Origin of the sequence: Cryobacterium sp. GrIS_2_6 (assembly GCF_035984545.1) — a bacterium.
Taxonomy (GTDB): Bacteria; Actinomycetota; Actinomycetes; order Actinomycetales; family Microbacteriaceae; genus Cryobacterium.
Window position 1 is genome coordinate 3,476,258 of sequence record NZ_JAXCHP010000001.1, and the last position, 25,757, is coordinate 3,502,014.

General features: G+C 69.8%; 22 protein-coding genes and 1 pseudogene. 15 read left to right on the plus strand and 8 right to left on the minus strand.

Translation table 11 applies throughout. The annotated features are described in order from the left end of the window. Positions 1-8 precede the first annotated feature (8 nt). The 12 genes from hemE to RCH22_RS16895 all read left to right on the plus strand — a co-directional run bounded on the left by hemE (position 9) and on the right by RCH22_RS16895 (position 10,502). Complete coding sequence (hemE, locus tag RCH22_RS16840; protein WP_327014809.1) at positions 9-1,232, plus strand: uroporphyrinogen decarboxylase; 1,224 nt, start codon at positions 9-11, stop codon at positions 1,230-1,232. Further along, the gene (locus tag RCH22_RS16845; protein ID WP_327014810.1) at positions 1,189-2,748 is read left to right on the plus strand and encodes an FAD-dependent oxidoreductase; all 1,560 of its coding nucleotides are present in this window, start codon (positions 1,189-1,191) and stop codon (positions 2,746-2,748) included. The genes hemE and RCH22_RS16845 overlap by 44 nt, the downstream gene beginning before the upstream one ends. Positions 2,749-2,843: 95 nt before the next feature. Continuing rightward, entirely contained in the window at positions 2,844-3,248 is a 405-nt protein-coding gene (locus RCH22_RS16850) for a YtxH domain-containing protein (RefSeq protein WP_327014811.1), read from the plus strand. Continuing rightward, positions 3,245-3,703 carry a phage holin family protein gene (locus tag RCH22_RS16855; RefSeq protein WP_327014812.1) on the plus strand — a complete coding sequence of 153 codons (459 nt, stop codon included), beginning with the start codon at positions 3,245-3,247 and terminating at the stop codon, positions 3,701-3,703. The genes RCH22_RS16850 and RCH22_RS16855 overlap by 4 nt, the downstream gene beginning before the upstream one ends. Then, the gene (locus RCH22_RS16860; RefSeq protein WP_327014813.1) at positions 3,693-3,986 is read left to right on the plus strand and encodes a DUF3618 domain-containing protein; all 294 of its coding nucleotides are present in this window, start codon (positions 3,693-3,695) and stop codon (positions 3,984-3,986) included. Before RCH22_RS16855 ends, RCH22_RS16860 begins: the two co-directional genes overlap by 11 nt. Positions 3,987-4,057: 71 nt before the next feature. After that, positions 4,058-4,822 (plus strand): hydrogen peroxide-dependent heme synthase, encoded by a 765-nt coding sequence (gene hemQ, locus RCH22_RS16865; protein ID WP_327014814.1) that lies wholly within the window; start codon positions 4,058-4,060, stop codon positions 4,820-4,822. Next, a complete protein-coding gene (locus tag RCH22_RS16870) occupies positions 4,822-5,940 on the plus strand; it encodes a ferrochelatase (protein WP_327014815.1) in 1,119 nt (372 codons plus the stop codon). The genes hemQ and RCH22_RS16870 overlap by 1 nt, the downstream gene beginning before the upstream one ends. Next, on the plus strand, positions 5,937-6,890 hold the full coding sequence (gene hemC / locus RCH22_RS16875) for a hydroxymethylbilane synthase (protein WP_327014816.1): 954 nt from the start codon (positions 5,937-5,939) through the stop codon (positions 6,888-6,890). Before RCH22_RS16870 ends, hemC begins: the two co-directional genes overlap by 4 nt. A 3-nt stretch (positions 6,891-6,893) precedes the next feature. Then, positions 6,894-7,685: a uroporphyrinogen-III synthase gene (locus tag RCH22_RS16880; protein WP_327014817.1), complete on the plus strand. Its 792-nt coding sequence runs from the start codon at positions 6,894-6,896 to the stop codon at positions 7,683-7,685. A gap of 76 nt (positions 7,686-7,761) precedes the next feature. Next, positions 7,762-8,748 (plus strand): porphobilinogen synthase, encoded by a 987-nt coding sequence (hemB, locus tag RCH22_RS16885; RefSeq protein WP_327014818.1) that lies wholly within the window; start codon positions 7,762-7,764, stop codon positions 8,746-8,748. Continuing rightward, the gene (hemL, locus tag RCH22_RS16890; protein WP_327015558.1) at positions 8,748-10,079 is read left to right on the plus strand and encodes a glutamate-1-semialdehyde 2,1-aminomutase; all 1,332 of its coding nucleotides are present in this window, start codon (positions 8,748-8,750) and stop codon (positions 10,077-10,079) included. The genes hemB and hemL overlap by 1 nt, the downstream gene beginning before the upstream one ends. Before the next feature lie 78 nt (positions 10,080-10,157). Next, positions 10,158-10,502, plus strand: a complete 345-nt coding sequence (locus RCH22_RS16895; RefSeq protein WP_134449197.1) for a hypothetical protein — start codon at positions 10,158-10,160, stop codon at positions 10,500-10,502. Between the two features lie 18 nt (positions 10,503-10,520). Here the strand turns inward: RCH22_RS16895 and RCH22_RS16900 are convergent, their stop codons facing one another. The 4 genes from RCH22_RS16900 to RCH22_RS16915 all read right to left on the minus strand — a co-directional run bounded on the left by RCH22_RS16900 (position 10,521) and on the right by RCH22_RS16915 (position 15,782). Further along, the gene (locus RCH22_RS16900; protein ID WP_327014819.1) at positions 10,521-11,345 is read right to left on the minus strand and encodes a hypothetical protein; all 825 of its coding nucleotides are present in this window, start codon (positions 11,343-11,345) and stop codon (positions 10,521-10,523) included. A gap of 148 nt (positions 11,346-11,493) precedes the next feature. Continuing rightward, a complete protein-coding gene (gene glmS, locus RCH22_RS16905; RefSeq protein WP_327014820.1) occupies positions 11,494-13,278 on the minus strand; it encodes a glutamine--fructose-6-phosphate transaminase (isomerizing) in 1,785 nt (594 codons plus the stop codon). After that, positions 13,278-14,336: an NAD-dependent epimerase/dehydratase family protein gene (locus RCH22_RS16910; RefSeq protein WP_327014821.1), complete on the minus strand. Its 1,059-nt coding sequence runs from the start codon at positions 14,334-14,336 to the stop codon at positions 13,278-13,280. The genes glmS and RCH22_RS16910 overlap by 1 nt, the downstream gene beginning before the upstream one ends. 84 nt (positions 14,337-14,420) lie before the next feature. After that, positions 14,421-15,782, minus strand: a complete 1,362-nt coding sequence (locus RCH22_RS16915) for a nucleotide sugar dehydrogenase (RefSeq protein ID WP_327014822.1) — start codon at positions 15,780-15,782, stop codon at positions 14,421-14,423. A 292-nt stretch (positions 15,783-16,074) separates the two neighbouring features. On the opposite strand from RCH22_RS16915, the gene RCH22_RS16920 reads away from it, so the two are divergent. Beyond that, positions 16,075-17,412, plus strand: coding sequence for a glycosyltransferase family 2 protein (locus tag RCH22_RS16920; protein WP_327014823.1), 1,338 nt, complete (start codon positions 16,075-16,077; stop codon positions 17,410-17,412). A 24-nt stretch (positions 17,413-17,436) separates the two neighbouring features. On the opposite strand, the gene RCH22_RS16925 is transcribed toward RCH22_RS16920, so the two are convergent. Both RCH22_RS16925 and RCH22_RS16930 read right to left on the minus strand, forming a co-directional pair. Further along, positions 17,437-20,130 carry a LuxR C-terminal-related transcriptional regulator gene (locus RCH22_RS16925; protein WP_327014824.1) on the minus strand — a complete coding sequence of 898 codons (2,694 nt, stop codon included), beginning with the start codon at positions 20,128-20,130 and terminating at the stop codon, positions 17,437-17,439. 366 nt (positions 20,131-20,496) lie between these two features. Further along, positions 20,497-21,513 (minus strand): MDR family oxidoreductase, encoded by a 1,017-nt coding sequence (locus RCH22_RS16930; protein WP_327014825.1) that lies wholly within the window; start codon positions 21,511-21,513, stop codon positions 20,497-20,499. 125 nt (positions 21,514-21,638) lie between these two features. Here RCH22_RS16930 and RCH22_RS16935 point away from each other — a divergent pair. Further along, positions 21,639-21,899, plus strand: a pseudogene (locus RCH22_RS16935) (LssY C-terminal domain-containing protein); the annotation flags it as partial. A 455-nt stretch (positions 21,900-22,354) separates the two neighbouring features. Here the strand turns inward: RCH22_RS16935 and RCH22_RS16940 are convergent. Both RCH22_RS16940 and RCH22_RS16945 read right to left on the minus strand, forming a co-directional pair. Continuing rightward, entirely contained in the window at positions 22,355-23,248 is an 894-nt protein-coding gene (locus RCH22_RS16940; protein ID WP_327014826.1) for a rhodanese-related sulfurtransferase, read from the minus strand. Between the two features lie 112 nt (positions 23,249-23,360). Next, complete coding sequence (locus tag RCH22_RS16945; protein WP_327014827.1) at positions 23,361-25,061, minus strand: cation:proton antiporter; 1,701 nt, start codon at positions 25,059-25,061, stop codon at positions 23,361-23,363. Positions 25,062-25,195: 134 nt separating this feature from the next. On the opposite strand from RCH22_RS16945, the gene RCH22_RS16950 reads away from it, so the two are divergent. Then, on the plus strand, positions 25,196-25,741 hold the full coding sequence (locus RCH22_RS16950; protein WP_327014828.1) for a YbhB/YbcL family Raf kinase inhibitor-like protein: 546 nt from the start codon (positions 25,196-25,198) through the stop codon (positions 25,739-25,741). Positions 25,742-25,757: the final 16 nt, after the last annotated feature.

Below are 25,757 nucleotides of genomic sequence, written 5' to 3' on the forward strand. Positions count from 1 at the left end.
TGACACAAATGAACCTCGACGCACAACACCCCCTCGCCTCCGGACTCACCGCCGATTCCCGCCTCATCCGCGCATACCAGGGCGCCCGCCCGGAGGCCACCCCCGTGTGGTTCATGCGCCAGGCCGGGCGTTCCCTTCCCGAGTACCGGTCGCTGCGGGTCGGAACCAGGATGCTCGACGCGTGCCTCGACCCGGAGATGGCCAGTGAGATCACCCTCCAGCCCGTGCTCCGGCATCAGGTGGACGCGGGAATCCTGTTCAGCGACATCGTGATCCCGCTCAAGCTCGTCGGTGTCGACGTCGAGATCGTCGCCGGAATGGGGCCGGTGCTCGGCAAGGCCGTCCGCACCGCCCGCGACGTCGCTGAGCTTGTCTCCCTCGACCCTGCCGTGCTCGAGACCACCCTCGACCCGATCCGGAAGGCCGTCGCCCGAACGGTCGCCCAGCTCGGCGGGACCCCGCTGATCGGGTTCGCCGGGGCGCCGTTCACCCTCGCGGCCTACCTCGTCGAGGGCGGCCCGTCCAAGGACCACATCCACGCGCGCACCCTGATGCACGCCGACCCTGCGGCCTGGGCCTCCCTGATGGACTGGACTGCAGAGGTGACCGGCCGCTTCCTGCGCGCCCAGGTGCTCGCAGGAGCGAGCGCGGCACAGCTCTTCGATTCCTGGGCGGGTGCGCTCTCCCTCGCCGACTACAGCCGGTTCGTCGCCCCGGCATCGGCTGCTGCGATCGCCCACGTGCGCGACCTCAGCTATGCCGAGACCGCGCCCGGTGCGGGCGCACCGATCCGCCGCAACGTCCCCGTCGTGCACTTCGGCGTCGGCACCGGCGAACTTCTCCACGAGATGCACGCCGTCGGTGCGGACGTCGTCGGCGTCGACTACCGGGTGCCGCTCGACGAGGCCAATCGCCGCCTCGGCGGTAACGTCCCCCTGCAGGGCAACCTCGACCCCGCGCTCCTCGCCGCGCCGTGGCCCGTCCTCGAGGCGCACGTCCTCGACGTGCTCGAGCGCGGGCGTACCGCTCCTGCCCACGTGCTCAACCTCGGCCACGGCGTCCCGCCGCTGACCGACCCGACCGTGCTCACCCGCCTCGTCGCGTTCGTGCACGAGGTCACGGACGGCGCTCACGGGGAGACCGGAGCACACGGGGCATCCGCGACCGTACCGAGCGAGCCGGCGAGCGATGAGCGAAGCGCTGCGGGGCGGGCGGATGAGCGGCGTGCGTGACGTCGTCGTCGTCGGCGGCGGGTTGGCCGGCCTCGTGGCCGCTCGCGAGTGCGCCAGGGTCGGGCTGAGCGTCACCGTGCTCGAGGCGGGCAGCGACCTCGGCGGGGCGCTCGCGAGCCACGAGGTCGCCGGGCTCACCCTGGACAGCGGGGCGGAGAGCTTCGCGGTGCGCCGCAACGCCGTCGCCGAATTCATCGAAGGACTCGGTCTCGCCGACCGGGTCGTGCAGCCGAACGCCGCCGGTGCGTGGCTCTGCCTGCCGTCCGATCGTCCGGGCGGAGCCGCGGTGAGCGTTCCGATGCCCCGGGCAGGCGTCCTCGGCATCCCCGGCTCCCCGCTCGCAGAGGACGTGCGCCGCGTGATCGGCTGGCCGGGCGCCCTGCGGGCCTGGCTCGACCGGCTCATGCCCGTGCTCACGATCGGCAGGGAGCACAGCCTCGGCGAACTCGTTCGCAAGCGGATGGGCCGCCGCGTCCTTGAACGTCTCGTCGAGCCGGTCACCGCGGGCGTATACACCTCCTCCGCAGACGATCTCGAAGTCGACGTCGTCGCTCCCGGCCTCAACGCCGCCCTCACCGTGACCGGGTCGCTGTCCGGCGCCGTGCTCTCCCTCCGCAGCGCCGCTCCCGCCGGCTCCGCGGTCTCCGGGCTTCGCGGCGGCATGGCCGGCCTCGTGACCGCGCTCCGCGCCGAACTCGACCGCTTCGACGTCGACGTGTTCACGGAGGCCGCCGTCACCCGCATCCGCCCCGTTACGGCCGAACCCTGGCAGGTCACGATCGCGCCCCGGACGGAAGCCCCCGAAGAATCCGGTGCCCCCGATACCCCCGAAGCGACCGCCGCGCCAGGGGGCCGCGAATCCGGCGACCTTCCGGAGACCATTCCGGAGACCCTGTCGGCGCGATTCGTCATCCTCGCGACGCCCGGCGCCCAGGCCCTCGCCCTCATCGCGCCCCTCGGGCCGCAGCAGAAGGCGCTCAGCGCCCTGCACTGGCCGAAGCCGACCCCGATCGAGCTCGCCACCCTCGTGCTCGCCGCCCCCGAGCTCGACGCGCATCCGCGCGGCACCGGGGTCCTCGTCGCCGCTGGCGCACCCGGCATTACCGCAAAAGCACTGACCCACGTCACCGCGAAATGGGACTGGGTCGCCGAGACTGCTGGTCCCGGCGTGCACGTGCTCCGGTTGTCCTACGGCCGTGCGGGGCAGAAGAGCCCGAGCGCCCGCCTCACCGACGACGAACTCCTCTCCCTCGCCCTCGCGGATGCCTCCGCCATCCTCGGTACCCTGCTCTCGGCGGACCAGGTGCTCGGCTTCGACCGCACCCGGTGGGGCGACGCACTCTCGCCGGCGACCGTCGGCGCCCGCGACCGCGTCGACCAGGTGCGTCGGGCCGTCGCGGCCCTCGAAGGGCTCGAGGTCACCGGGGCCTGGCTTTCCGGAACCGGGCTTGCCTCCGTCATCCCCGATGCCCTCGCGACCGCCGGCCGGACCCGTCGCGATGCGCTGGTTCTCTGAGCCGTTCTCCCCAGCAGTCCGGCAGTTTGCCCTTCACCGTTTCCGCAGGCGGGATACTCTGAGACGTACGTGAACGACGAAGAATGGAGTGACAGATGCGGGGAAAGCTTCTTTTTATCACCGGTGGACTCGTCGGTTACGTCCTGGGCGCCCGTGCCGGACGTAAGCGCTACGACCAGATCGTGGCCTCGGCCGAGAGCCTCTGGAACGCCGACCCCGTGCAGCGCCGCGTGACCGAGGTCCGCGACTTCGCCCTCGAGCGGGTCGGCGATGTGCCGGCCGCGCTCATCAACGTCGCCAAGAAGCTCGTCGGCACCCTCGCGGACAAGACCGCGAAGGCCACGGATGCCGCTGGCCCAGGCCCCCGGTACGGCACGTCCTGGCCTACGAAACGCCCGGCGGCGTCAGCGGCGTCAGCACCGTCGGCCACCTCGACGGCGACCCCTGACCACGGCACCCCCGACCCGGGCGCGCCCACATCGGAAGCACCCTCGCTGTGACCGGGTCGCCGGTCGTGACCGGACCACCGACCGAGGGTGTCCGCGCAGGCGGGTTCGGCCCGCGCCCGCGCAAGACCCTGATCACCCTCGTCTCCGAGCTGCCCGGGCAGCTCGCCGCGCTCATCCACGCCGAGATCGAGGCCTTCAAGTCCGAGATGGCGGGCAAGGCGAAGAACATCGGCGTCGGCATCGGCCTCTTCGTCGTGGCCGGGGTGTTCGCATTCCTCGCGGTCATCGTCTTCGTCGCGCTCGCCGTGATCGCCCTCGCGCTCGTGCTGCCGCTCTGGCTCGCGACGCTCATCGTCGCGGTGGCCCTGCTCCTCATTGCCGCGATCCTCGTGCTGATCGGGGTCAACCGGGTGAAGGCCGGAACGCGCGCCGACCCGGACGGCCTCGCGGCAAGCATCCGCCGGGACGAGGACGCGATCAAGGGAGTCGGAGACTATGAGCACTGAACAGGACAAAACGACCGGTGCAGCAGCGACTCCATCGAAGTCCACGCATGCGTTGCGCGCCGAGGCGACCGCCGCGCGCGCGCAGCTCGCGCTGACCCTCGACGCAATCGAGTACAAGCTCAACGTCCCGAAGCGCTTGCGTGACCAGGAACGCCTTGCCAGGCGCCGCCTGCACAAGCTCGGCGAGGAGAACCCCACGGCACTGCTCGGGGTCGCCATCGGCAGCGCGCTGGCGGTCGGCGCCGCCGTCTGGTTCGCGCTCAGGGCAGTCCTCGACGACTGAATCGGAAACGCCCCAGCCGGGCACCGGCTGAGTCTTTTGGCTCTCGTCACAAAAAAGTAGAGACTGTACTCATGACTCAGCCGGCTGCCGGAGAGGCAGTAACCTCTTCCCACCCCGCCCCCGACGCCGACACCCTCACCGGTGACGCAACGAGTGCGGCGTCGCCCCAGGGCTTCACCCTTTTCGCCGTGCTTCGCAAGGACCCGACGAATCCGGACGACCTTGACGGCCGCGACGTGCCGCACGCCGTCCTCGAGCTTGACGACATCGTCGAACTCGTCGAGGCAGAGGGCGTCACCGTCCGCGGCTTCTACGACGTGTCCGGCCTCCGCGCCGACGCCGACCTGATGATCTGGACCCATGCCCCCGAGGCGGAGACCCTGCAGTGGGCGAACCGGGAGCTGCGCCGCAGCCGGCTCCTCAAGAGCCTGCTTCCGACCTGGAACGCGATGGGCGTGCACCGCGACGCCGAATTCAACAAGAGCCACGTGCCCGGCTTCCTCCGCGGCGTCGAACCCAAGGCCTGGCTGACCGTCTACCCGTTCGTCCGCAGCTACGAGTGGTACCTGCTCCCGGAGGCCGAGCGCAGCGCCATGCTCGCTGACCACGGCCGCAAGGGCGCCGCCTTCCGCGGTGCGATCGCCAACACCGTCTCCGCCTTCGCCCTCGGCGACTACGAATGGCTCCTCCCGATCGAGAGCGACGAGCTCACCGAGCTCGTCGACCTCATGCGGGAGCTCCGCAACACCGAGGCCCGCCGCCACGTGCGCGAAGAGGTCCCGTTCTACACCGGACGCCGCATCTCCACCGCGGAACTCGTCGAGGTGCTTCAGTAGTGAGCGCGTACGACGCCATCCTCCTGGCCGGCTTCGGGGGACCGGAGGGCCAGGCCGACGTGATCCCCTTCCTCCGCAACGTCACGGGCGGCCGCGGCATCCCGGAGGAACGCCTCGAAGAGGTCGCGACCCACTACCGCCACTTCGGCGGCATCAGCCCGATCAACGCCCAGAACCGAGTGCTCCGCGCCGCGCTCGAAGCCGAACTCGACCGCCGCGGCATCGACATCCCCGTGCTCTGGGGCAACCGCAACTGGGACCCCTACCTCCGCGACGTCGTCGCCGAGGCCCACACCAACGGCCAGGACCGCCTGCTCGCGATCGTGACAAGCGCATACAGTTCGTACTCCGGCTGCCGCCAGTACCGGGAAGACCTCGCGGCGGCGCTCGAGGTCACCGGCCTGACCGGCGTGGTGCACATCGACAAGGTCCGCCAGTTCTTCGACCACCCCGGCTTCGTCACCCCCTTCATCGCCGGCGTCAGCAAGGGCCTCGCGGATGTCGCCGCCCAGATCCCCGGCATCGACCTCGCCACCGAGGTGGAGATCCTGTTCTCGACGCACTCGATCCCGTCGACGGACGCCGCGAAGAGCGGACCCGCCGAGCGCGGCTTCGGTGAGGGCGGCGCATACGAGGCCCAGCACCTCGCCGTCGCGCACGCGGTGATGACCGCCGTCGCCGCAGTGGATGCCGCGGCGAGCGAGACCCCGTGGCAGCTCGTCTTCCAGTCCCGGAGCGGGCCGCCAAGCATGCCGTGGCTCGAGCCCGATATCAACGACGCCATCCGGCTGCTCCCGGCCAGGGGCATCCGCGCCGTCGTGATCGTGCCGCTCGGTTTCGTGAGCGACCACATGGAGGTCATGTGGGACCTCGACAACGAGGCGACGGAGACCGCGCGCGAGCAGGGACTGTACTCGGTGCGCGTACCCACGCCCGGGGTCGACCCTGCATACGTGAGCGGGCTGATCGACCTCGTGGTCGAGCGCCTCGAGGACACGCCGGCAGCCGAACGCCCCGCGATGACCCCGCTCGGACCCTGGTACGACGTCTGCCGGCCGGGCTGTTGCGAGAACGTGCGCCTCGGCTTCAAGCCCGCCCTCGCCGGGATCGCGCCGTGAGCACGATCAGGATCGGCACCCGGGGGAGCGCCCTCGCCCTCGCCCAGACCCAGGCGGTCGCCAACCGGATCGCAGCAACAGCGGGCACCGACGTCGAGCTCGTCGTGATCACGACCCACGGCGACACTTCGAAGGAACCCCTCTCCGGCCTCGGCGGGACGGGCGTGTTCGCTAGCGCCCTCCGCGAGGCCCTGCTGAACGGCGACTGCGACGCGATCGTGCACTCCTTCAAGGACCTGCCGACCGCACTGTACCCCGGCCTCGTCGTCGGCGCCACGCCGCGCCGCGCCGACGCGCGTGACGTGCTCTGCGCCCGCGACGGACTGACCCTCGAGACCCTCCCAGAGGGCGCCAGGGTCGGCACCGGCTCCCCGCGCCGGGTCGCCCAGCTCCTGAAGGCCCGGCCGGACCTGTTCGTCGTCGACATCCGCGGCAACGTGGACACCCGGCTCGGCAGGGTCGCCGCAGGCGACCTCGACGCCGTTGTGCTCGCCGCGGCCGGCCTCAGCAGGCTCGGCCTCCTGAGCGCGGTCGAGGGCGAGTACCTCGAGCTCTCCGACTGGCCGACCGCGCCCGGCCAGGGTTCCCTCGCGATCGAGGTGCGGGAGGGCAGGCTTGATCGCCCGCTCGGAACCGCGCTCGCCGCGATCAACCATGCGACGAGCCAGGCCACCACGACCGCGGAGCGTCTCGTGCTCGCGCGACTCGAGGCCGGATGCGCCGCCCCGATCGGCGCGATGGCGGCGATCGACGACGGCCTGTTGTTCCTGACTGCCACGGTGTACAGTCCTGATGGTGCCCGAAGTATCGTGAGTTCGCACGCCGCGACGCCCGATTCACATTCCGTCATCCACCTGGTCGAGGCCGCCCAGGACGTCTCCGAGCGTGTGGCCCGTGATCTGATCCAAGGCGGGGCTGCCGATTTTGCCCCCATGAAGGTGACTTCTTAAGAAATGACCTGGCGCTACAAAACCCTCTCCAATCCCACCAAGCCGCTTGCCGGCTGGCGCGTCCTCGTCCCGCGCGGCGGCCCGTGGGGCGACCACGTCGCCGCGGACCTCCGCTCGCGCGGTGCGCAGCCGATCGTGGCCCCGATGATCAATTTCGCCGCAACCGACAACGCCCCTGCGCTCGACGCGGCGCTCGCCCACCTCGCGGACGGCGACTTCGACTGGATGACGATCACGAGCGCGACGACCGTCGATGTGCTTTCCTCGCACCGCGCCGTCGTGGCTCCCGGCACCCGGATCGCCGCCGTCGGCGAGACCACCGCCGCGGCTCTCGTCGCTGCCGGTTATCGCGTCGACCTCGTCCCCGCCGAGGACAACTCCGCCCGTGGCCTGCTCGCCGAGTGGGAAGCCGCCACCCAGGGTGTCGTGCCCCTGCGCATCCTCACCCTGCGCTCCGAGATCGCCAAGCCCCTGCTCACCGAGGGCCTGCGCCGGATCGGCCACGAGGTCGAGTCCGTCGTCGCCTATCGCACGATCGGGGTTCCCGTGGACCCGCGGGTCGTTGCGGACGTCGCGGCCGGCAAGGTGCAGGCGCTCCTGGTCACCTCGGGGAGCGTCGCAGAACAGGTGCAGGAGCAGTTCGGACCGGTCCCCGAGACAACCCTCGTCGCCTGCATCGGTCCGCGCACCGCCAAGGACGCCGCGGCCGTCGGACTCCGCGTCGACCTCGTCGCGGAGGCGCCCAGCGCCGAGGCGCTCATCGAGGCCCTCTCGCACTTCGCCGAACTCCGCTAGAGCTTCAACCTTCCCCTCCCTCCCGCTCTCGCGGGGGCTCGAGTGGTGTCTCGGCTGGCGTGGGTAGGGTAGACAGGTGATTAGTCCTGTTATTCGGCCGCGGCGGATGCGTTCCACTCCCGCACTTCGCCGGCTCGCCAGTGAAACCCGTCTGCACCCCGCCGAACTCGTGTTGCCGATGTTCGTCCGCGAAGGGCGGGAGTCGGTGAACATCACCTCCATGCCCGGCGTGGTGCAGCACTCGATCGACAGTGCCCGCCGGGCCGCAGCCGAGGCCGCCGCCGCAGGCATCGGCGGCGTGATGCTCTTCGGGGTGCCGGATGTGCGCGACGCCATCGGTTCCGGCGCGACCGACCCGCTGGGGATCCTCAATGTCGCGACCCGGTCCATCGCCGACGAGGTCGGCGACGCGCTCGTCGTGCAGACCGACCTGTGCCTCGACGAATTCACCGACCACGGCCACTGCGGGGTGCTCGCGCTCGACGGCAGTGTCGACAACGACGCGACCCTCGAGCGGTACAACGAGATGGCGCTGGTCCAGGCCGCCTCCGGTTCCCGGCTGCTCGGGCTCAGCGGGATGATGGACGGCCAGGTCGCCTCCGTGCGCGCGGCCCTCGACGGTTCGGGATTCCTGGACACCGCCGTCCTCGCATACTCGGCGAAGTACGCCTCCGCGTTCTACGGTCCGTTCCGCGAGGCCGTGCAGTCGACGCTCACGGGCGACCGGCGCAGCTACCAGCTCGACCCGGCCAACCGCAGGGAGGGCGTGCGCGAGGCCCTGCTCGACATCGAACAGGGCGCGGACGTCGTGATGGTCAAGCCGGCAGGCAGCTATCTCGATGTGCTCGCAGACGTCGCGGCCGTGAGTGACGTCCCGGTCTGGGCATACCAGGTGTCCGGCGAGTACGCGATGATCGAGGCGGCCGCTGCCCAGGGCTGGATCGACCGCCGCCGTTCGATCGAGGAATCGGTGCTCAGCATCCGCCGGGCAGGCGCAGACGCCGTGCTCACATACTGGGCCGTCGAACTCGCCGCCTGGCTCACCGAAGGAAACCGCACGTGATGACCCGCAACGACGAGCTGTTCGCCCGCGCCCAGCGCGCCATTCCCGGCGGCGTGAACTCGCCGGTCCGGGCCTTCCGCTCGGTCGGCGGCACCCCGCTGTTCCTCGTGAAGGCCTCAGGAGCCTACGTCACCGATTCCGACGGCCGCGACTACGTCGACCTCGTCAGCTCCTGGGGGCCCGCGATCCTGGGCCACGCGCACCCTGAGGTCGTCCACGCGGTCCAGGCCGCGGCAGCACTCGGCTTGTCCTTCGGTGCGTCCACTCCGGACGAGACCGAACTTGCCGAGCTGATCGAGGACCGCGTCTCCGCCGTGGACAAGCTGCGCCTCGTCTCGACCGGCACGGAGGCCACGATGACGGCCATTCGCCTCGCCCGCGGCTTCACCGGTCGCGAACTCCTGATCAAGTTCGCCGGCCACTACCACGGCCACTCCGACGGACTCCTGGCCCAGGCCGGTTCCGGGCTCGCGACCCTCGCCCTGCCCGGTTCCGCCGGTGTGACCGCTGCGACTGCGGCGCAGACTCTCGTGCTCCCGTACAACGACCTCGAGGCCGTGCGCGCCGCGTTCGAAGCCCACCCGGGGAGGATTGCCGCCGTCATCACCGAGGCCGCCGCCGCGAACATGGGCGTCGTCGCGCCAGACCCCGGCTTCAACGCAGCCCTCACCGAGCTCGCGCACTCCTACGGGGCGATGCTCATCATCGACGAGGTGCTCACCGGCTTCCGGGTCGGGCCGGCCGGGTACTGGGGCCTCGACAACGCGGGAGAGACTCCCGCTGCGCCGTACAGCCCCGACCTCTTCACGTTCGGCAAGGTCATCGGTGGCGGCCTGCCCGTCGCGGCCCTCGGTGGACGCGCCGACGTCATGGACTACCTCGCCCCTGCAGGCCCGGTCTACCAGGCCGGCACCCTGTCCGGGAACCCGGTCGCCGTCGCAGCGGGCATCGCGACCCTGCGCGCCCTCGACGACACCGTCTATCCGCGGCTCGATGCGACGGCGCTGCTGCTCTCGAACGCGGTCTCCGCCGCCTTCGCCGCAGAGGGTGTCGCTCACAGCGTGCAGCGGGCGGGCAACCTGTTCAGCTTCGCGTTCGGGGCGGATGCCGCAGCGCACCCCCCACGGGACTACGCCGCCGTGCAGCGCCAGGAGTCCTTCCGGTACGGCCCGTTCTTCCACGCGATGCTCGACGCCGGAGTGTCCCTGCCGCCCTCGGTGTTCGAGGCCTGGTTCGTCTCTGCGGCCCACGACGGACAGGCGATCGAGTGGATTCTCGACGCGTTGCCCGCGGCGGCGAAGGCGGCAGCGGCCGCCGTCGTCCCTGACTGACGGAGCGCACAGTTCCGCGTTACTGCATTGTGAGGTTTCGACAGCGGGAATACCTTCCGAACGGGGCAGACTAGGCCTATGGCTTCCTTGCGCGTTCATCCCGATCGGCTCGAGGTACACCTGACGAAGGCGGAGAAGACGCTCGCCTTCCGCCGCGAGGACATCGTCGTCGCACGGGACAACATCCGCTCGGTGACGATCACGGACGACCCGTGGATCTGGATCCGCGGGATCCGCGCCCCCGGCCTCGAGGTTCCGCTCGTGCTCGCGGTCGGCACCTGGAAGTTCCACGGGGGCAAGGACTTCCTCGCGATCAAGCGCCGCCGCCAGGCCGTCGTGATCGACCTCATCGACGAGGACTTCTCGCGCGTGATCCTCACCACCAACCACGCCCCCGACCTGATCGCCTCGCTCAAGCTGTAGCCCGTCGCAGGTCGTGGGCTACGGGCGCACGCCGCTCGTGGTGACGATCTTCGTCCAGGGCCCCGGCGGCACGTCAGCCGCCTCGACGAACTGCCAGTCGACCGTGTCGTTCTCCCCGTTGATGTCGCTGAAGCGCAGGCAGCCGTTCAGGGCTGGGGAGATGTCCATGCCCGCTCCGTTGAACTTCTTGTTGGCCGGCCGGGCATCGTCCGCACCGAACACGTAGGCGGCATCATGGTACTGGCCGGGCCCGGCGTCCTCGATCTGGCCGTAACAGGTCTGGCCGTTCGAGCGGATGCGCACCCACCGGTTCTTCATCAGGCTGACGGTGTCATCGCCCGCCGAGCCCGCGTAGGCCGAATGGCCGGCCCACGGTACGACCTGCTCGCGGGTCGCGAACGCCTGGGCGTCGTTTAGGTCGTCGAACGGGAGATCGAGGTAGAACGGGTTCTCCTTCGGTGCCAGCTGGGTCGGGAAGTAGTCGTTGGCCGCCGTCCGCACCTCGGTCTGGCAGTCGGCCGCCGTTCGGACGCCGTCGCAGCCGCCATAGCTCGCCATCCACTCCGAGTCATACGTCGAATAGACCTGGCTGCCGTCCGCGGCGTTCGGGTCGAAGATCTCGCCGACCCAGAACGTCGTCGAAACGATCCCGGTGTGCCAGGGGTACCCGCCCGCGACGGGGGACTGACTGGCCGAGGGGGGAGCTGTGCTCTGGCCGGGTCGCGGAGCGGTCGACACCACGATCGTGAGCACGGCCAGGACCGTCAAGCCGATCGCGAGGAGACTGATCAGGAGCGCGCGCCGGCGAGGGGTCCCGCCCGCTGGCTCATCGTCTTCCGGCATTCACCCTCCTCCACCACACAGAATGTCCACACCGGGTCGGCAGCCGATGGCGTTGAGATGCTACCCGGCCTCTCGTGCGCTCACGGGTCATCTTCACCACCTTCCCAGCGGAACGTCGGCCGGCTCGCACCGGCCACCCCCGCCCCGCTCAGTCCACGGTGACCGACTTGGCGAGGTTGCGGGGCTTGTCCGCGTCAAAGCCGAGCTCGACGGCGAGGCCGAGTGCGAGCATCTGCAGCGGAACGACGGCCGCGAGCGGCCCGCACGGTGCTCCGAGCGACAACGGGACTTCGACGCTGCTGCCCGGCCGGCCGATCGTGATGATGCGCCCGCCGCGCGCGCGCACCTCGGCGATATTCCCGGCCAGCCGGGGATCGTCGTCGTCGATCACTACGACAGGGGTGCCCTCCTCGACGAGCGCGAGCGGACCGTGCTTGAGTTCGCCGGCCGGGTAGGCCTCCGCCCAACGGTACGTGATCTCCTTGAGCTTGAGTGCGCCCTCCGCGGCGTATGCGACACCGGCGCCCCGCCCGAGGAAGAGGAAACCCTTGGCGCCCCGCACCTCCTCGACGAGGGGAGGAATCAGCGCCCGCGCGGCGGCAGCGGCCTCCGCGAGTTGTTCCGGAATCAGGTACAGGTCGTTGACGAGCCGGTGGGCCCTGGCCACGTCCATCCTGCCGCTCGCGACGAGCGACGAGATCACGAGCCCGGTGCCGACCATGACCTGGCAGACGAACGTCTTCGTGGCGGCGACACCGATTTCCGGCCCGGCCGCGCAGCTGAGGACTGCGTCGACCTTGCGGCCGAGCGTCGAGTGCACGTTGTTGACGAGGGCGAGCACCGGAGAGCCCTCCGGTCCCTCTTCGAGGGCGCGGAGCACGTCCGCGGTCTCGCCAGACTGGCTGATCATCACCGTGAGCGTTCCCGGTTCGACGACAGAGCCTGCCGCTTCGCTCGCGACGACGGAGGAGTGGCCGAGCCCGCCGAGCCGGCTGAGTGTGGAACCGATGACCTCTCCGGCGTTGAGGGAGGTCCCGCACGCGACCACCCGCATCCGGTCGAACCGGGGCAGACCGAGGTCGTTCCAGAGCTCGCCGGTCGCGATCCGGCCGCCGACCTCGTCGAGCAGGCGGGCCGCGGCCTCCGGCTGCTCCCGGATCTCGGTGGCCATGTGGTCGTCGGCTTCGACGGTCAGCGAGAACTGCGGCCGCGGCGGTCGCGGGATGGCCATGGGAAGCGGGGTCGGGATCCCGGAGTTGGTCCAGACCAGGTCGTTCGTGACCTCGACGACGTCACCGTCCGCGAGGATGTGGAAGTCGTCGACCCAGTCGCCGATCGCCGAAATGTCGCTCGCGAGGAAGATTCCCGCTGCGGAACGGGCAGCGAGCAACGGCGAGCGGTGTGCGGCGGCGACCATGCGCCCTGTCCGCGCGTCGAGGACGACGAGGGCCCACGAACCGGTCAGCTGGGCGACCGCGGCGCTCACCGCTCCGAGCAGATCGTCGGAGTCGAGCAGGCGGTCCTCGACGAGGTGGCAGATGACCTCACTGTCGACCTCGGAGGTGAACCGGTGCCCGGCATGCACGAGCTCTGCGCGCAGCCGGTCCGCGTTGTCGAGGATGCCGTTGTGCACGACGCTCAGGCGGCCCTCGCAGTCCTGGTGAGGGTGCGCGTTCTGCACGCTCACCCCGCCGTGCGTGGCCCAGCGGGTGTGGCCGATGCCGGTGCCTGCGAGCAAGGGGCCGCCCCAGTCCTCGACGAGCCCGGTCAGGGAGTCGACGCGCGAGACCGTGCGGAACACGGCCGTCGTGCCGTCTTCTGCGGACACGGCGATGCCCGCAGAGTCGTAGCCGCGGTACTCGAGGCGTTTGAGTCCCGCGACGAGATAGCCGGGCGCAGGTTCGATGGCGCGACAGGCGATGATCCCGCACATCAGAGCCCCCCGGGGATCTGGCTGCCGGCGGCGACGAGGCCGGGGTCGTGCGGATGCAGCGGCGAACCCGCGAGGGCCATGGCCTCGTTGGCGTTTCCGCCGGCCGCCGCGGCGCCGGCCACGTTCCGGATCACATCGTCGAGAGGGGTACTCGGTTCGAAGTCGACGAGCTTCCGCGCGAGGCCGTTGTTGGGGACCCGGCGACGCATGTCCTCGTAGCCGGGGGCGTACGCCTGCTCGTAGGGAATCAGGCTGATGTCGCTCGTCGAGCCGAGGACGTCGATCACGCGCTCGGCGAGGCCGAGGATCGAGATCTCCTGGGCGCCGCCCATGTTGACGGCCAGGCCGTACGCCGCCGGAGTCTCGGCGAGCCGGACGAGGGCGGGCACGATGTCGCCTACGTAGGAGAAGCAGCGGGTCTGTCGTCCGTCGCCGAAGACCGTCAGCGGTTCCCCTCGCTGCGCCTGGCCGACGAGGTTGGGGAAGACCATGCCGTAACGCCCGGTCTGCCGCGGCCCGACCGTGTTGAACAGGCGCACGATGGCAACCGAGAGTCCGAACTCACTCCAGTAGGCGTGCGCGAACGCCTCATCGATTCCCTTCGCGGCGGCGTACGTCCACCGGGATTTGAGGGCGGAGCCGAGGATGCGGTCGGACTCCTCGTCGAGGCTGTCAGCGGTGTTCTTCCCGTAGACCTCGCTCGTCGACGCGAGCAGCAGGGTCACCCCCGCGGCGACGCACGCGTCGAGGACGTTCTCGGTGCCGTGGATGTTTGTGCGCAGGCTCGTCAGGGGCTCCTCAACGATGAGCTTGACGCCGACGGCCGCGGCGAGGTGGAAGACCCGGTCACGCCCGGTGATGAGGTCGGTGACGAGTGCCTTGTCGAGGATGCTGCCCTGGACGAAACGCAACCGGGGGTTGTCACTGACTCTGGCGAGGTTGCGGAGCGAGCCGGTCGAGAGGTTGTCGAGCACGATGACGTCGTCACCCTGCTCCAGCAGGTATTCGGTGAGGTGGCTGCCGATGAAGCCGGCGCCGCCGGTGATCAATGATTTCACGGTGGTTCTCCGATCGAAGGGGTGGGCAGGGCAACGGATGCCGGGGGCCGAGCGGCCCCAGGCATCCGCCCGGGAAAGAAGGGGTCAGAGCTGCACGCGGCGGGGCAGGTCGGTGCGACGGTAGGTCGTGTCGAGCACGAGGACCTCGGGGGACAGCCATTCCCAGTCGACGTTGTCGTGGTCGGTGTGCAGGACCACAAGGTCGGCGCCGAATGCGTCCGGGTCGACCGTCGCGGTGAGCTCGCTGCCGTTCCTGAGCCGGACGGACCCGAAGAACGGGTCGTGGAACCCGACGTCCGCGCCCTGGTCGGCCAGCATGCTGAGGATATCCAGGGCAGGCGACTCGCGGAGGTCGGCGACGTTGGGCTTGTACGAGACTCCGACAACGAGCACGCGTGCGCCGCGGAGCGGCTTGCCCTGGTCGGCGAGGGTTTCGCGCACCCGCTCGAGGACCCGCCGCGGGCGGCCGGCGATCTCGCTCATCGCGTGTTCGATGACCGGCGCGTCGACGTGCGCCTTGCGGAGCTGCCAGAGCAGGTAGTGCGGGTCGCACGGGATGCAGTGTCCGCCGACGCCGGCGCCGGGGAAGAAGGGCATGAACCCGTACGGCTTGGTCGCTGCGGCGTTGATGACCTCGATGACCGACAGTCCGAGGGCGAGGCACGCCTCGGCGAATTCGTTCGCGAGGGCGATGTTCACCGCCCGGAAGGTGTTCTCGAGGAGCTTGCTCATCTCGGCGACCTCGAGGGAGCTGACACCGTGAATGTTGCGGGCATAGCGGCCGAGGAGGGCGGCTCCCGCAGTCTGGCAGGCCGGGGTCGCGCCGCCGACCACCCGCGGCACGTCCTCGTGGGCAAAGCGGTCGTTGCCGGGGTCGATGCGTTCGGGGCTGAAGGAAACGAAGATGTCCTTGCCCGCGGTCAGGCCGCGCACGAGCAGCGGGGTGACGAGGAGGTCCCTGGTGCAGCCGGGGTACGTCGTGGATGTGAGCATCAGGAGCTGGCCGGGAACGGCGGCGTCGACGACCATCGTGCACGCGCTCGCGAGGATCTCGAGGTCGGGCGTGAGGTGTTCGTCGATCGGCGTGGGGACGCAGATGATGACCGCTGCCGCGTCTCCGAGCAGGTAGGTGTCGCCCGTGATCTGGAAGTCGTCGCCCTCCAGTGCCGTCTCGAGGCGATCGCGGTCTGACTCGAGGAGGTCGGCTTCACCGCTGCGGATCACGGCGAGCCGGCGTTCGCTCACGTCGACGCCGAGAACGCGGAGACCGGCGGCGTGCAGGGACAGCGCCGTCGGCAGTCCGACGTATCCCAGGCCCACGATGGCGACGTCGAAGTCGAACTGGGTGCGGGGGATGACCGGGATGAGCCGGGCGTCCGCGTTCGTGCGCTGGCGGCCCTGGTGCGTGAGCGGCAGGGAAGAGTCGTCGACGATTTCGATTGACATTCCAGGTCCTTTGTTCGGGTAAGTCTGTGTGTTTAGGTGCGGTTCGCGGATGCGCCGCCGGCAAGCGAGGAGTTTCGGGACTCGGCGAGGTACGGCGTGTGGTGTTCCCGCGGCCAGTCTCTGCAGATGTTGCGATCCGGGCAAGCCATGGTCGGGACTCTGCGGGATCGTGTGGGCATCCCGCACCCGGATGTGGTTAACCGCACCTGCGTGCCGTCGCGGGCGCCCTGTCCCGCGTGTACGGTCGGACCACCGGAGCGACCCCGCGTCCGGCAGGTCGACGGAGAGTCATATGCTGAGCCTGGTCGTGGTGCTCGTCCTCGTGGTGGGGGTGAACACCGCCCTATGGGGCACGGTCGGTCTGGGCCGGGTCGTCGCGCAGGCATTCCGGAAGCGGCCGCGGAGTGCGCGCCACCGGCTCGCACAGCAGGCCGCTGGCGGGGCGGCCGCCGGAGCAGGCGGCCGCGTCACCCCGAAGGACGTTGCCGTGCTGATCGCGGCGCACAATGAAGAACTCGTGATCCGGAACACGATCCGCTCGGCCGCCAGGCTCGTGCCCGTCGGCAACATCTTCATCGCCTCGGACGCTTCGAAGGACACGACGGCGATGATCGCGGAGGAGAGCGGGGCGAACGTCGTCGAGCTCCTGCCCAACCGCGGCAAGGCCGGTGCGCTCGTCGCCGCGATCATGCACTTCCGGCTTGACGAACGCTTTGAGATCGTGATGCTGCTCGACGCGGACACGCAGCTCGCGGACGACTACATGGAGACGGGCCTGCCGTACTTCGACGATCCCGGGGTCGTCGCCGTCGCCGGCCGCGCCGCGACGGTGACGGACCCGCCATCGCCGACCCGCCTCGGCCGTTTTCTCGTGGCGTACCGCGAACGGTTCTATGTGGTCGTGCAGTTCCTCCTCAAGTACGGCCAGGCCGCCCGCTTCGCGAACGTGGTGTCGATCGTCCCCGGCTTCGCGAGCATGTATCGCAGCCGGATCCTCGCCGACATCGACATTTCAGCTCCGGGGCTCGCGATCGAGGACTTCAACATGACATTCGAGGTGCATGCCAAGCGGCTCGGCCGCATCGCCTTCCACCCCCTTGCGGCGATCGCGTATACCCAGGACCCCGACACCTTCCGGGATTACACGAAACAGCTGCGCCGGTGGACGCTCGGCTTCTGGCAGACGGTCCGCCGGCACGGTTTCCGGTTCGGGACCTTCTGGGGAGCCCTCGCCCTCTACGTCTTCGAACTCGTGACGAGCAGCATCATGATGCTGATCTTCCTGCCGCTGCTCCTGATGTCGCTTGCGGCCGCGGCCTGGGGCGAGGTCTCGGCAGACCCGGTGTCGATCGCGGTCGCGCAGGCGGTCCCTCCGGCCTCCATCGTCATCGGGGTGCTGGTGCCGGACTACCTGCTCACGATCCTGGTCGTGATCGTGACCGGGCGGGTGCACTACCTGGTGCTCGGGATCGGCTTCCCGCTCGTGCGCATCGTCGACGCGTTCATCTGTCTCCGGACCATCCCGCAGGCTTTATTCGGCCGGTCGAGCGGCACGTGGAAGAGCCCGGAACGACGGAGCAACACTGCGGCGAGCCCCGGGATTGCGGTCGGCGACGCCCTGCCGGGGTAGCGCGACCCGACTGGTCCCTGTATATCAGACCATCCCGCTTGCCGCGCCGTCTGAGAGTACCGTGCCGGTGCCGGAGAGCAGCGCGATCAGGTGCGAACGGGACTTGGCACCGAGCTTGTTGTATGTCCGGGTGAGGCGCACCTCCACTGTGCGCAGGGACACGAAGAGCTCGGCGGCGATCTCCTTGTTGCGTTTGCCCTGTTGCACGAGTTCGGCGACGAGTCGTTCGTCGGGGGCAAGGGTCGCGAGGAGGGGATTGACGCTCGGGGCGTGGGTGCCCAGGCGGACGGCATCCGCTTTTCTGGCCCACGGGATGGCGCCGAGTTGGGTGAAGATCATCCGTGCGGCCAGGTACTGGTCTGCGCCTTCCCTGCCGTGCCCGAGGCTCACGAGCCGGTCGGCGAAGCTCAGGAGGGTGCGGCCCTGCTCGAATTGCGAATCGCCCGGCTGCCAGAGGCCAGCGGCCTGTTCAAAGACGGCGATGGATGCCTCGCCGGGTGTCAGGAGGGCCTCGGCCCGCGCAGTGGCGAGCACCGTCCACCGGGTGTGGAAGAGCCGGGCCCTGGCCCGGAACTCACGGAACTGGATCACGGCCTCCCGCAGTCGGCCGGACAGCACGTATGCCTCGATCAGGTCGACGTGGCTCCGGAGCAGCGAGGGGTTGCGGAACGCTGACCCGATTGCGCCGGCCCGGTGCAGGAATGCGATCGCATCGTCGAACCGGCCCTCCATGAGGGCGAACCGGCCCTGGTCGGCAACGAGCCGGGCGGCGAGAGCCGGATGGTCGCTCGTCGCGAAGCTGCGGTTGCAGAGCTCGATCGCCGCGTCCGCGCGCACTCGGTCTCCGCGGGCCTGCCAGTACCAGGCCGTCAGCAGCTGGAGCGGGCGGCGATGCACCTGTTCCGTCCCGGATCCTGTGAGCGATTCGATGATGGCCATGGCCTCGAATTGGTTTCCGGCGAGAATTTCGTTCTCCGCGAGGTAGTATCTGGCCGTCTGCAGGACGATCGGGTCCGGCGGGGGCTCGAGGCCGACGACGGTGCGCAGTACCCGCCTGGCGTCGCCGTATCGGTCGATGAACGTGAGGCTGCGGCCGAGGACGGACAGGGCCCTGGCGCTCGTCTCCTCGGTCCAGCCGTGCCGGGACAGCCGCTCGAACATCCGGGTCGAGGGTCCAGGGTCACCCTCGAGAGCGGACAGCAGCAGTGCGGACAGCTCGTGGAGTTCGACGGACTCCGGGGTTGCGCTTTCGAGGAGATGACGGCCCCTGGCGAGGGCTTCCCGCGCGGCGTCGACCTCCCAGCGCTCGGCGTGACTGAGGGCGCTCATGCCGAGCATGCGGGCGAGGTCTTCCGTCCTGCCGCTCGCGCCGCGCGGCCCTACCCAGTCGTCGAGGTCGGTCGTGAGCAGCTGGTGGGTCGACATGAATTCGATTCCGCTGCGCAGGGTCGCGAGCTTTGTGACCGTGGCGAGCGAGCCGGTCCTGCGCTGGCCGAGCCTGGCATAGCGGGCCGCATAGGAGAGTTCGCCCTGCAGGTACAGCGCCTCCGCGACCTCGAGCAGGGCCTCGGGGCTTCCGGTGGCGTCGAGCGCGAGGGCGAGGGCGCGTTCGGCGAGTTCGACGGACTGCCAGATCAGGCCCCTGCGGCCGAATTCGGCAGCGGAAGCGAGCAGTTCGTCCGAGGAGAGGCTGCCGGCGTCCGCCCAGCTGCGGTGCCACGCGGCGAGGCCGGGATCCCCGCCGGGTGCGTCCTCGCTGCGGGCGGCACGGGCATGGAATTCGGCGCGGGTACCGGCGTCGATTGACCAATAGAGATGGGAACGCAGCGCTGAGTCCGAAATCCGGAGGTACCGGCCGTCGCGGATGACGGTTCCCGCGGACAGGAGTTCTTCCAGGGCGCCTCGGATGGGGTCGCCGCTCTGCCGGATCGGATCCTGGCTGCTCAGGTAGGAGCAGGACAGCATCGCCAGCAGGAGGTGCTGGTCGTCCGGTTCCTGCGAGGTCCGCGTCGAGGGAGCGCGGGAGGCGCGGAACGGCAGGGCGACAGGGGCGGCGTTCCCGAGGTGCCTGCTGGTCAGGAGCCGGGCGTTCCTGGCGATTTCGGACGGACTTCCCGATGAGGAGGATGCCAGCATCCGCCGGAGCGCCTCGTCGGACTGGGACCCGAGAAGTTCGGTCGCGAGGAGCATCGATTCGGCGAAGGTGAGGCGGTCGAGGGTGATGCGCGGGAGCGAAGCGAGCGGGCCGACGGGGGGCTCTGCACACACGGTGCCCACGAGGCGCAGCCCCGTGCCGCCGAGGCGCGCCGCGACCATCGCGAACACGGTCTGGCTCGGGAGGTCCATCAGGTCGAGGTCGTCGATCAGGAGGAGGGTTGTCGCGGGGGTGAAGTCGCGGATCAGGGCGAGGAGTTCCGCCGCGCGGGCGGCGAGCCGGGCATCCGCTTCGCCGGGGATGAGGAGTTCGCTCGAGAGCGCCGCGGCGGCCGGGGTCTGGAACGAGGCGACGAAGGCCGAGAGGCCGGAGAGCGGGAAGCCGGCTTCCGCAGGATTGATCCTGACCCGGAAGATCTCGATCCCTGCGATCGGTTCGACGGAGGCGAGTAGGCGCGATTTGCCGGATCCGGGCTCCCCGACGACCAGCATGGCTGACTCATGAGGGGCGGTTGCGAGTTCGAGGATCGCGCCCAGCGTGTCGCGGTGGATGCTGGACTTCATGCGACGGCCCCAGGAATCATTCCGGACCATTCCGGGGGTCGGTGAAAGAGTTCATTCATGAGACGGCGCTTCGTTTCGGGTAACGAGTGCGTGCGGATCACTCTATTGGGGGAGTACAGCAGCCGCCTCGGGGATGAGTCGGTGCTCTGCATTACTACCTGTATGCGGTTCCGGAATGGGTGGCCCGGGACCTGTCACCCCCGGTGAAGGGGGTTCCTGTTATGCAAGGTACGCTCATTTTCTTCCAAAGTATCCCCCACTAGTGGGGGATTACGGCGCGCCGAAAGCCTGGGGGTGCGCCGTGGGGCATCCGCTGTGATAGCGGTACTGGGCGGTTCTGCCGCGATTGAATCGCGTTTGACCGAGCTATTCGTGGATCGCGACGACTGTGCGCCCGTGCAGCCGACCCGCGAGGATGTCATCGGCCGCCGGGATCGCTTCCTCGAGCGTGATGCCCGACGTCAGGCCGTCGAGGAGCGCCAGGTCGAGGTCGGATTCGAGCCGCGACCATGCCTGTTCCCGGAGGGCCGGTGGGGCCTCGACGGAATTGATGCCCACAAGGCTGACCCCGCGCAGGATGAAGGGCATCACCGTCGTCGGGAGGTCGGCGCCCTGGGCGAGGCCGCACGCGGTGATCACGGCCCCGTAGTTCGCCTGGGCGAGGACATTGGCGAGGGTGGCGCTTCCGACGGAGTCGACGGCCGCGGCCCAGCGCTGGGCCTGAAGCGGTTTTCCGGGCTCGGAGAGGGTGCTCCGGTCCAGGATCGCCTCGGCCCCGAGGCCGCGGAGGTAGTCGCCGAGTTCGTCGACGCGGCCGGTCGATGCCGTCACCCGGTAGCCCCTGGCCGAGAGCAGGGCCACCGCGATCGAGCCGACGCCGCCGGCGGCGCCGGTGACGAGCACAGGGCCGGAGTCCGGCGTTGTCCCGGCGCGTTCGAGCGCGAGCACGGCGAGCATGGCGGTGAATCCGGCCGTGCCGATCGCGGCGGCCCGAAGGGCACTGATCCCGGCGGGCAGGCGTACCAAAGATGCGCCGGAGACCCTCGCGCGTTCGGCGAGGCCGCCGTGGTGGGTCTCGCCCAGGCCGGAGCCGTTCAGGATGACCCGGTCTCCTGGTGCCCAGCGCGGGTCCTCGCTCGACTCGACGGTGCCGACGAGGTCGATCCCGGCGATGAGGGGCCAGGAGCGGATGACCCCGGGGCGGCCGGCGAGCGCGAGCCCGTCCTTGTAGTTGAGGCTCGAGTAGTCGACGGTGATGGTCACGTCACCCGGCATCAGGAAGGAATCGTCGACGAGCGTGAGCGTCGCGTGCTGCGACTTCGTGCCGTCCTCCGCAACAGTTCGTTCGACGACGATGGCGCGGAACTGAGTCTCACTAGTCATGCTCCGAGCCTACTTCCCGCCCCTCACCCGCGTTCCGCCTACTCGGTAGCATGAACGCTTTGACCGCCGCCCTCGTGCCAGAGAACGTGCGGGTCGTGCCGTGCCGGCTCTCGGTGAGCGCGGGAATGGACGCCTTTCGGGCGGACGACATCACGCCAGGCACAACCTGGAGGATGGTCTCGGCGACGCTCGCGAGGCGCAGCTATGACGAGGCGCCGGTCAGTGCGCTGTTCCTGTTCGACCGGATGCAGGACTTCGCCTACCAGCAGGAGGTCGCCGAGAATCCGGCCAAGCGGCACCACGCGCGGTTCTGGCGCTGCTCGGACGGCTGGCTACTCCCCGGTGGGACGAGGGTCGACTGGCTCGCGTCGGGGACCTTCGATCGTGCCGTCCGCGCCCGGCGTCCACCGGCGGCGGCCGGCATCGATCAGCGTCGGAGCCCTGATGCTCGGCGCGCGGGTCCTGTCCGGTCTCGGTGTCATCGTCCTCACAGCGCTCGACTGGCCAGGATTCGTCGCGGCCATCGCCCTCGACGGCAAGCCGGCTGGCACCGTCGACCCCGCGACGGCAGGGGTCACCCTCGGGATCCTGCTGGCCGGCTACGGGGTCGTCCTCGCCCTCAACCTCGGGTTCGCCGCACTCGTGTACTTCGGCCGGAACTGGGCGCGGGTCGTCGCGATGTCATTCGCGACGGTGAGCATCATCCTGAGCTTCGTCGACTATGCCGCCAACGGGGCGGCGATCACCCTGCGAACCTCGCTCGTGAGCGTCACCTTCGACATCCTGATCCTGCTCGCCCTCTCGGCCGGGGACGCCAGTGAGCTCGCCCGCGCGCGGCCGGTTAGGAGTGCGCGGGGCAGGCGGGCGCCGGAGCGGCGCAGCCAGGGCAGACGACGAGCTGTGCGCGGCAGGACGGCTCGCGGCAGTTCTGCATCTGGTTCGTCGCTGCCGCGCAACAGGCGCAGCGACCGAGGACCGCGGTGTCCCCGGCGAAGTCGACGGACATCCGCTGGTCGAAGACATAAAGCGAACCGTCCCAGAGACCGGCATTCCCGTATGCCTCGCCGTACCCCACGATGCCGCCATCGAGCTGGTAGACCTCGCCGAATCCGCGGTCCTTCATCAGTGAGCTGAGCACCTCGCAGCGGATGCCGCCGGTGCAGTACGTCACGACCGGCCGGTTCTTGAGGTGGTCGAACCGGCCGCTGTCGAGCTCGGCGGCGAAGTCGCGGGTCGTCGCGACGTCGGGAACGACGGCGCCCCGGAAGCGTCCGATCTTCGCTTCGAAGGAATTGCGGCCGTCGAAGAAGACCAGGTCGTCGCCGCGCTCGGCGGCGAGTTCGTGCAGCGCGGCGGGGGAGAGCCGGGTGCCGCCGCCTTGCACTCCTGCCGCGGTGACCGTGAGGTCGGCGGGAGCGCCGAAGCTCACGATCTCCTCGCGCACTTTCACCACGAGGCGCGGGAAGTCGAGGCTCAGGCCGGTCTCGTCGAGCCCGGTGCCTTCGCTCCACCGGAAGTCTATGTCGTGGAACGCCGGGTACTCGCGCGTCTTCCGCACGTAACGTTTCACGGCCGGGAGGTCGCCGCCGATCGTGCCGTTGAGCCCGTCCTTCGAGATCAGGATGCGACCGCGGAGGGCGAGGGCTTCGCACAGGTCACGCTGCCAGAGTCGCACGGCCTCGGGGTCGGCGATCGGCGTGAAGACGTAGTAAAGCAGGATCTTCGGAATGGCCACCGCGCCATGTTACCCGTCCTGGTTCGGCATAACTCCTGCACATTCCCGGGGTTGGCGGCGGGCGCCCCGGAATCACGCGGCAGGAAGTCCACCGTCGGGGAATGTGCAGGAGTTATGCCCAGGGGTTGGAGGTCAGCCGGGTTTCCTCGAGGTCGAGCATGCGCTGGGCCCTCTCGATGAGGTGCGAGCCGTAGACCCCGGTATCACGGGCGTCGAGCAGGGCGGCGCGCTCACGTGCGAGCACGCGCAGCCGGAGCGCACGGTTCTGGTGGTGTGGGGCGCCGGTGGCCGGGGTCGCCGTCTCGTCGAGCGCCTGTGCACGGCGGATGCTGTCCGCACGCACCCGGGACAGCGCCTCCGCAGTGAACGGTTCGCCATCGTCCTGCGCGAGCGCAGGGTTGCCGAGACTCTCGAGACCGGCCGCGCTGACCTGGCCGACCAGGGCTGCGAAGCCACGCTGGTCATCCGCCTCGGCGCTTCCGGTGAGCCCGAGCCTGCGGATCAGCAGCGGCAGGGTGCCGCCCTGCACGAGCAGTGTCACGAGGGCAACGGTGAACGCGATGAAGATCAGCTGCGGCCGGTAGGGGATGCCGGTCGGCAGCGACTGCGCGGCGGCGAGCGCGACGACGCCTCGCATCCCCGACCAGTCGAGCACAGCGCCGTCCCGCCAGCCGAGGCTCTCGACCGTCTGGAAGTCGAGGTCCGCCCGCTTCCTGGTCAGCCTCCTGTGGGCCCTGGCCTGGGCGACATCCTCGTGCCTGGCCGTGCGCAACCGCCGCAGTGCGGAGTCGACCTCCCGGCCGCCGGCGCGGGCCCTTCGCTCGTGTCGTGTGAGCTGGGCGATAAGGGGGACGACGAAGGCGCCCCGGACGCCGACGAGGACGACGGTCGCGAGAAGCCCGATACCGACGGCCTCGATGACGCTGACATGGTCCTCGTGCACCTCGCCGACCAGGTACTTCAGTTCGAGGCCCATCAGGAGGAAGACGCCGTTCTCGAGCACGAACTGGATCGTCCGCCAGTTCACCCGTTCGCTGATCCGCACCTCCGCCGTGAAGACCAGCGGTCCCCGATGCCCGGTCACGAGCCCGGCGACGACGACGGCGAGCACCCCGGACGCGTGGACGTGGTCGGTCGGGATGAACGCGAGGAACGGCACCGCGAATGAGATCGTCGTGTTGAGTACGACGTTCCCCACGCGCGACCTCAGCCACACGGTCAGGTGCCCCACGACGAGACCGATCCCGATCGCGACTCCGACCGCGAACACGAAGTCCCCGGCCACGCCGATCAGGGACACCCCGCCTGCCGTCGCCGCGATCGCACAGCGGAGCAGTACGAGGGCCGAGGCGTCGTTGAGCAGTCCCTCACCCTCCAGCAGGGTCACCAACCGGGGTGGCAGCCCAAGCCGGCGCCCCATCGAGGTCGCGGCGACCGCATCCGTCGGACTCACGACCGCACCGAGCGCGAGGGCGGCGGGAGCGCTGAGGCGGGGCAGTAACCAGTGGAACAGCGCTCCGCTCGCGACGGCGCTCACGATCACGAGCAGCACCGAGAGCCCGGTGATCGCCGTTGCGTTGCGGCGGAAGTCGTGCAACGGCACGGTGACCGCCGCCGAATAGAGGAGCGGAGGGAGGACGACCGCGAGGATGAGCTCGGGCGGGAAGTCGAAGGCCGGTACGCCGGGGACAAGGCTCGCCGCGATCCCGATGAGTACGAGGAGGAGCGGGGCGGCGAACCCGAGCCGCGGCGCGATGACGGCAACCGACACGATGGTCAGGATGCCGAAGACGCCGGGAAGGGGATAGTCCATTGCTGGACCGTTGCGAGCCGGGCTGGACCCGACCGCTGTGCGACCTTGGCAGCGCCTGAGGATCTTCGAAGCGTCGACGCCCGGAGCCTAAACTGGTGGCAACCCGCACAAGAACCCCCGTCGCCAGGAGGACCATGACCACCGCAGATCCGCTCGCCGTCTACGGCGATGTGCCGCTCTTCACGCTCTCGAGCACGGATGTGACCGATGGGTCACCGCTTTCGGCCGCCCAGTTCGCTGCGGGAGCCGGTGGCCTCGAGCGGTCGCCGCAGCTGTCCTGGAGCGGGTTCCCGGCCGACACGAAGAGCTTCGCGGTCACTCTCTACGACCCGGATGCCCCGACCGGTTCTGGCTTCTGGCACTGGGCGGTCTTCAACATCCCGGCCGCCGTGACGTCCCTGCCCGCCGGAGCCGGCGCCCCCGGCGGTGCCCAGTTGCCCGCCGGCGCGGTCACCCTCCCCAACGAGCTGAGGCTCACCTCCTTCATCGGCGCCAGCCCGCCGCCCGGAACCGGTACCCACCGCTACCAGTTCATCGCGCACGCTGTGGATGTCCCCGCCCTCGACCTCGACCCCGGGTCGACTCCCGCCGTGCTCGGCTTCACCCTCCGGTTCCACACCCTCGGCCGCGCGGTCATCGAGGCGACCGGAGCCTTCGGCGGGGCGGCGCTGCACCCCTAGAAAGCCTGCCCCCGAC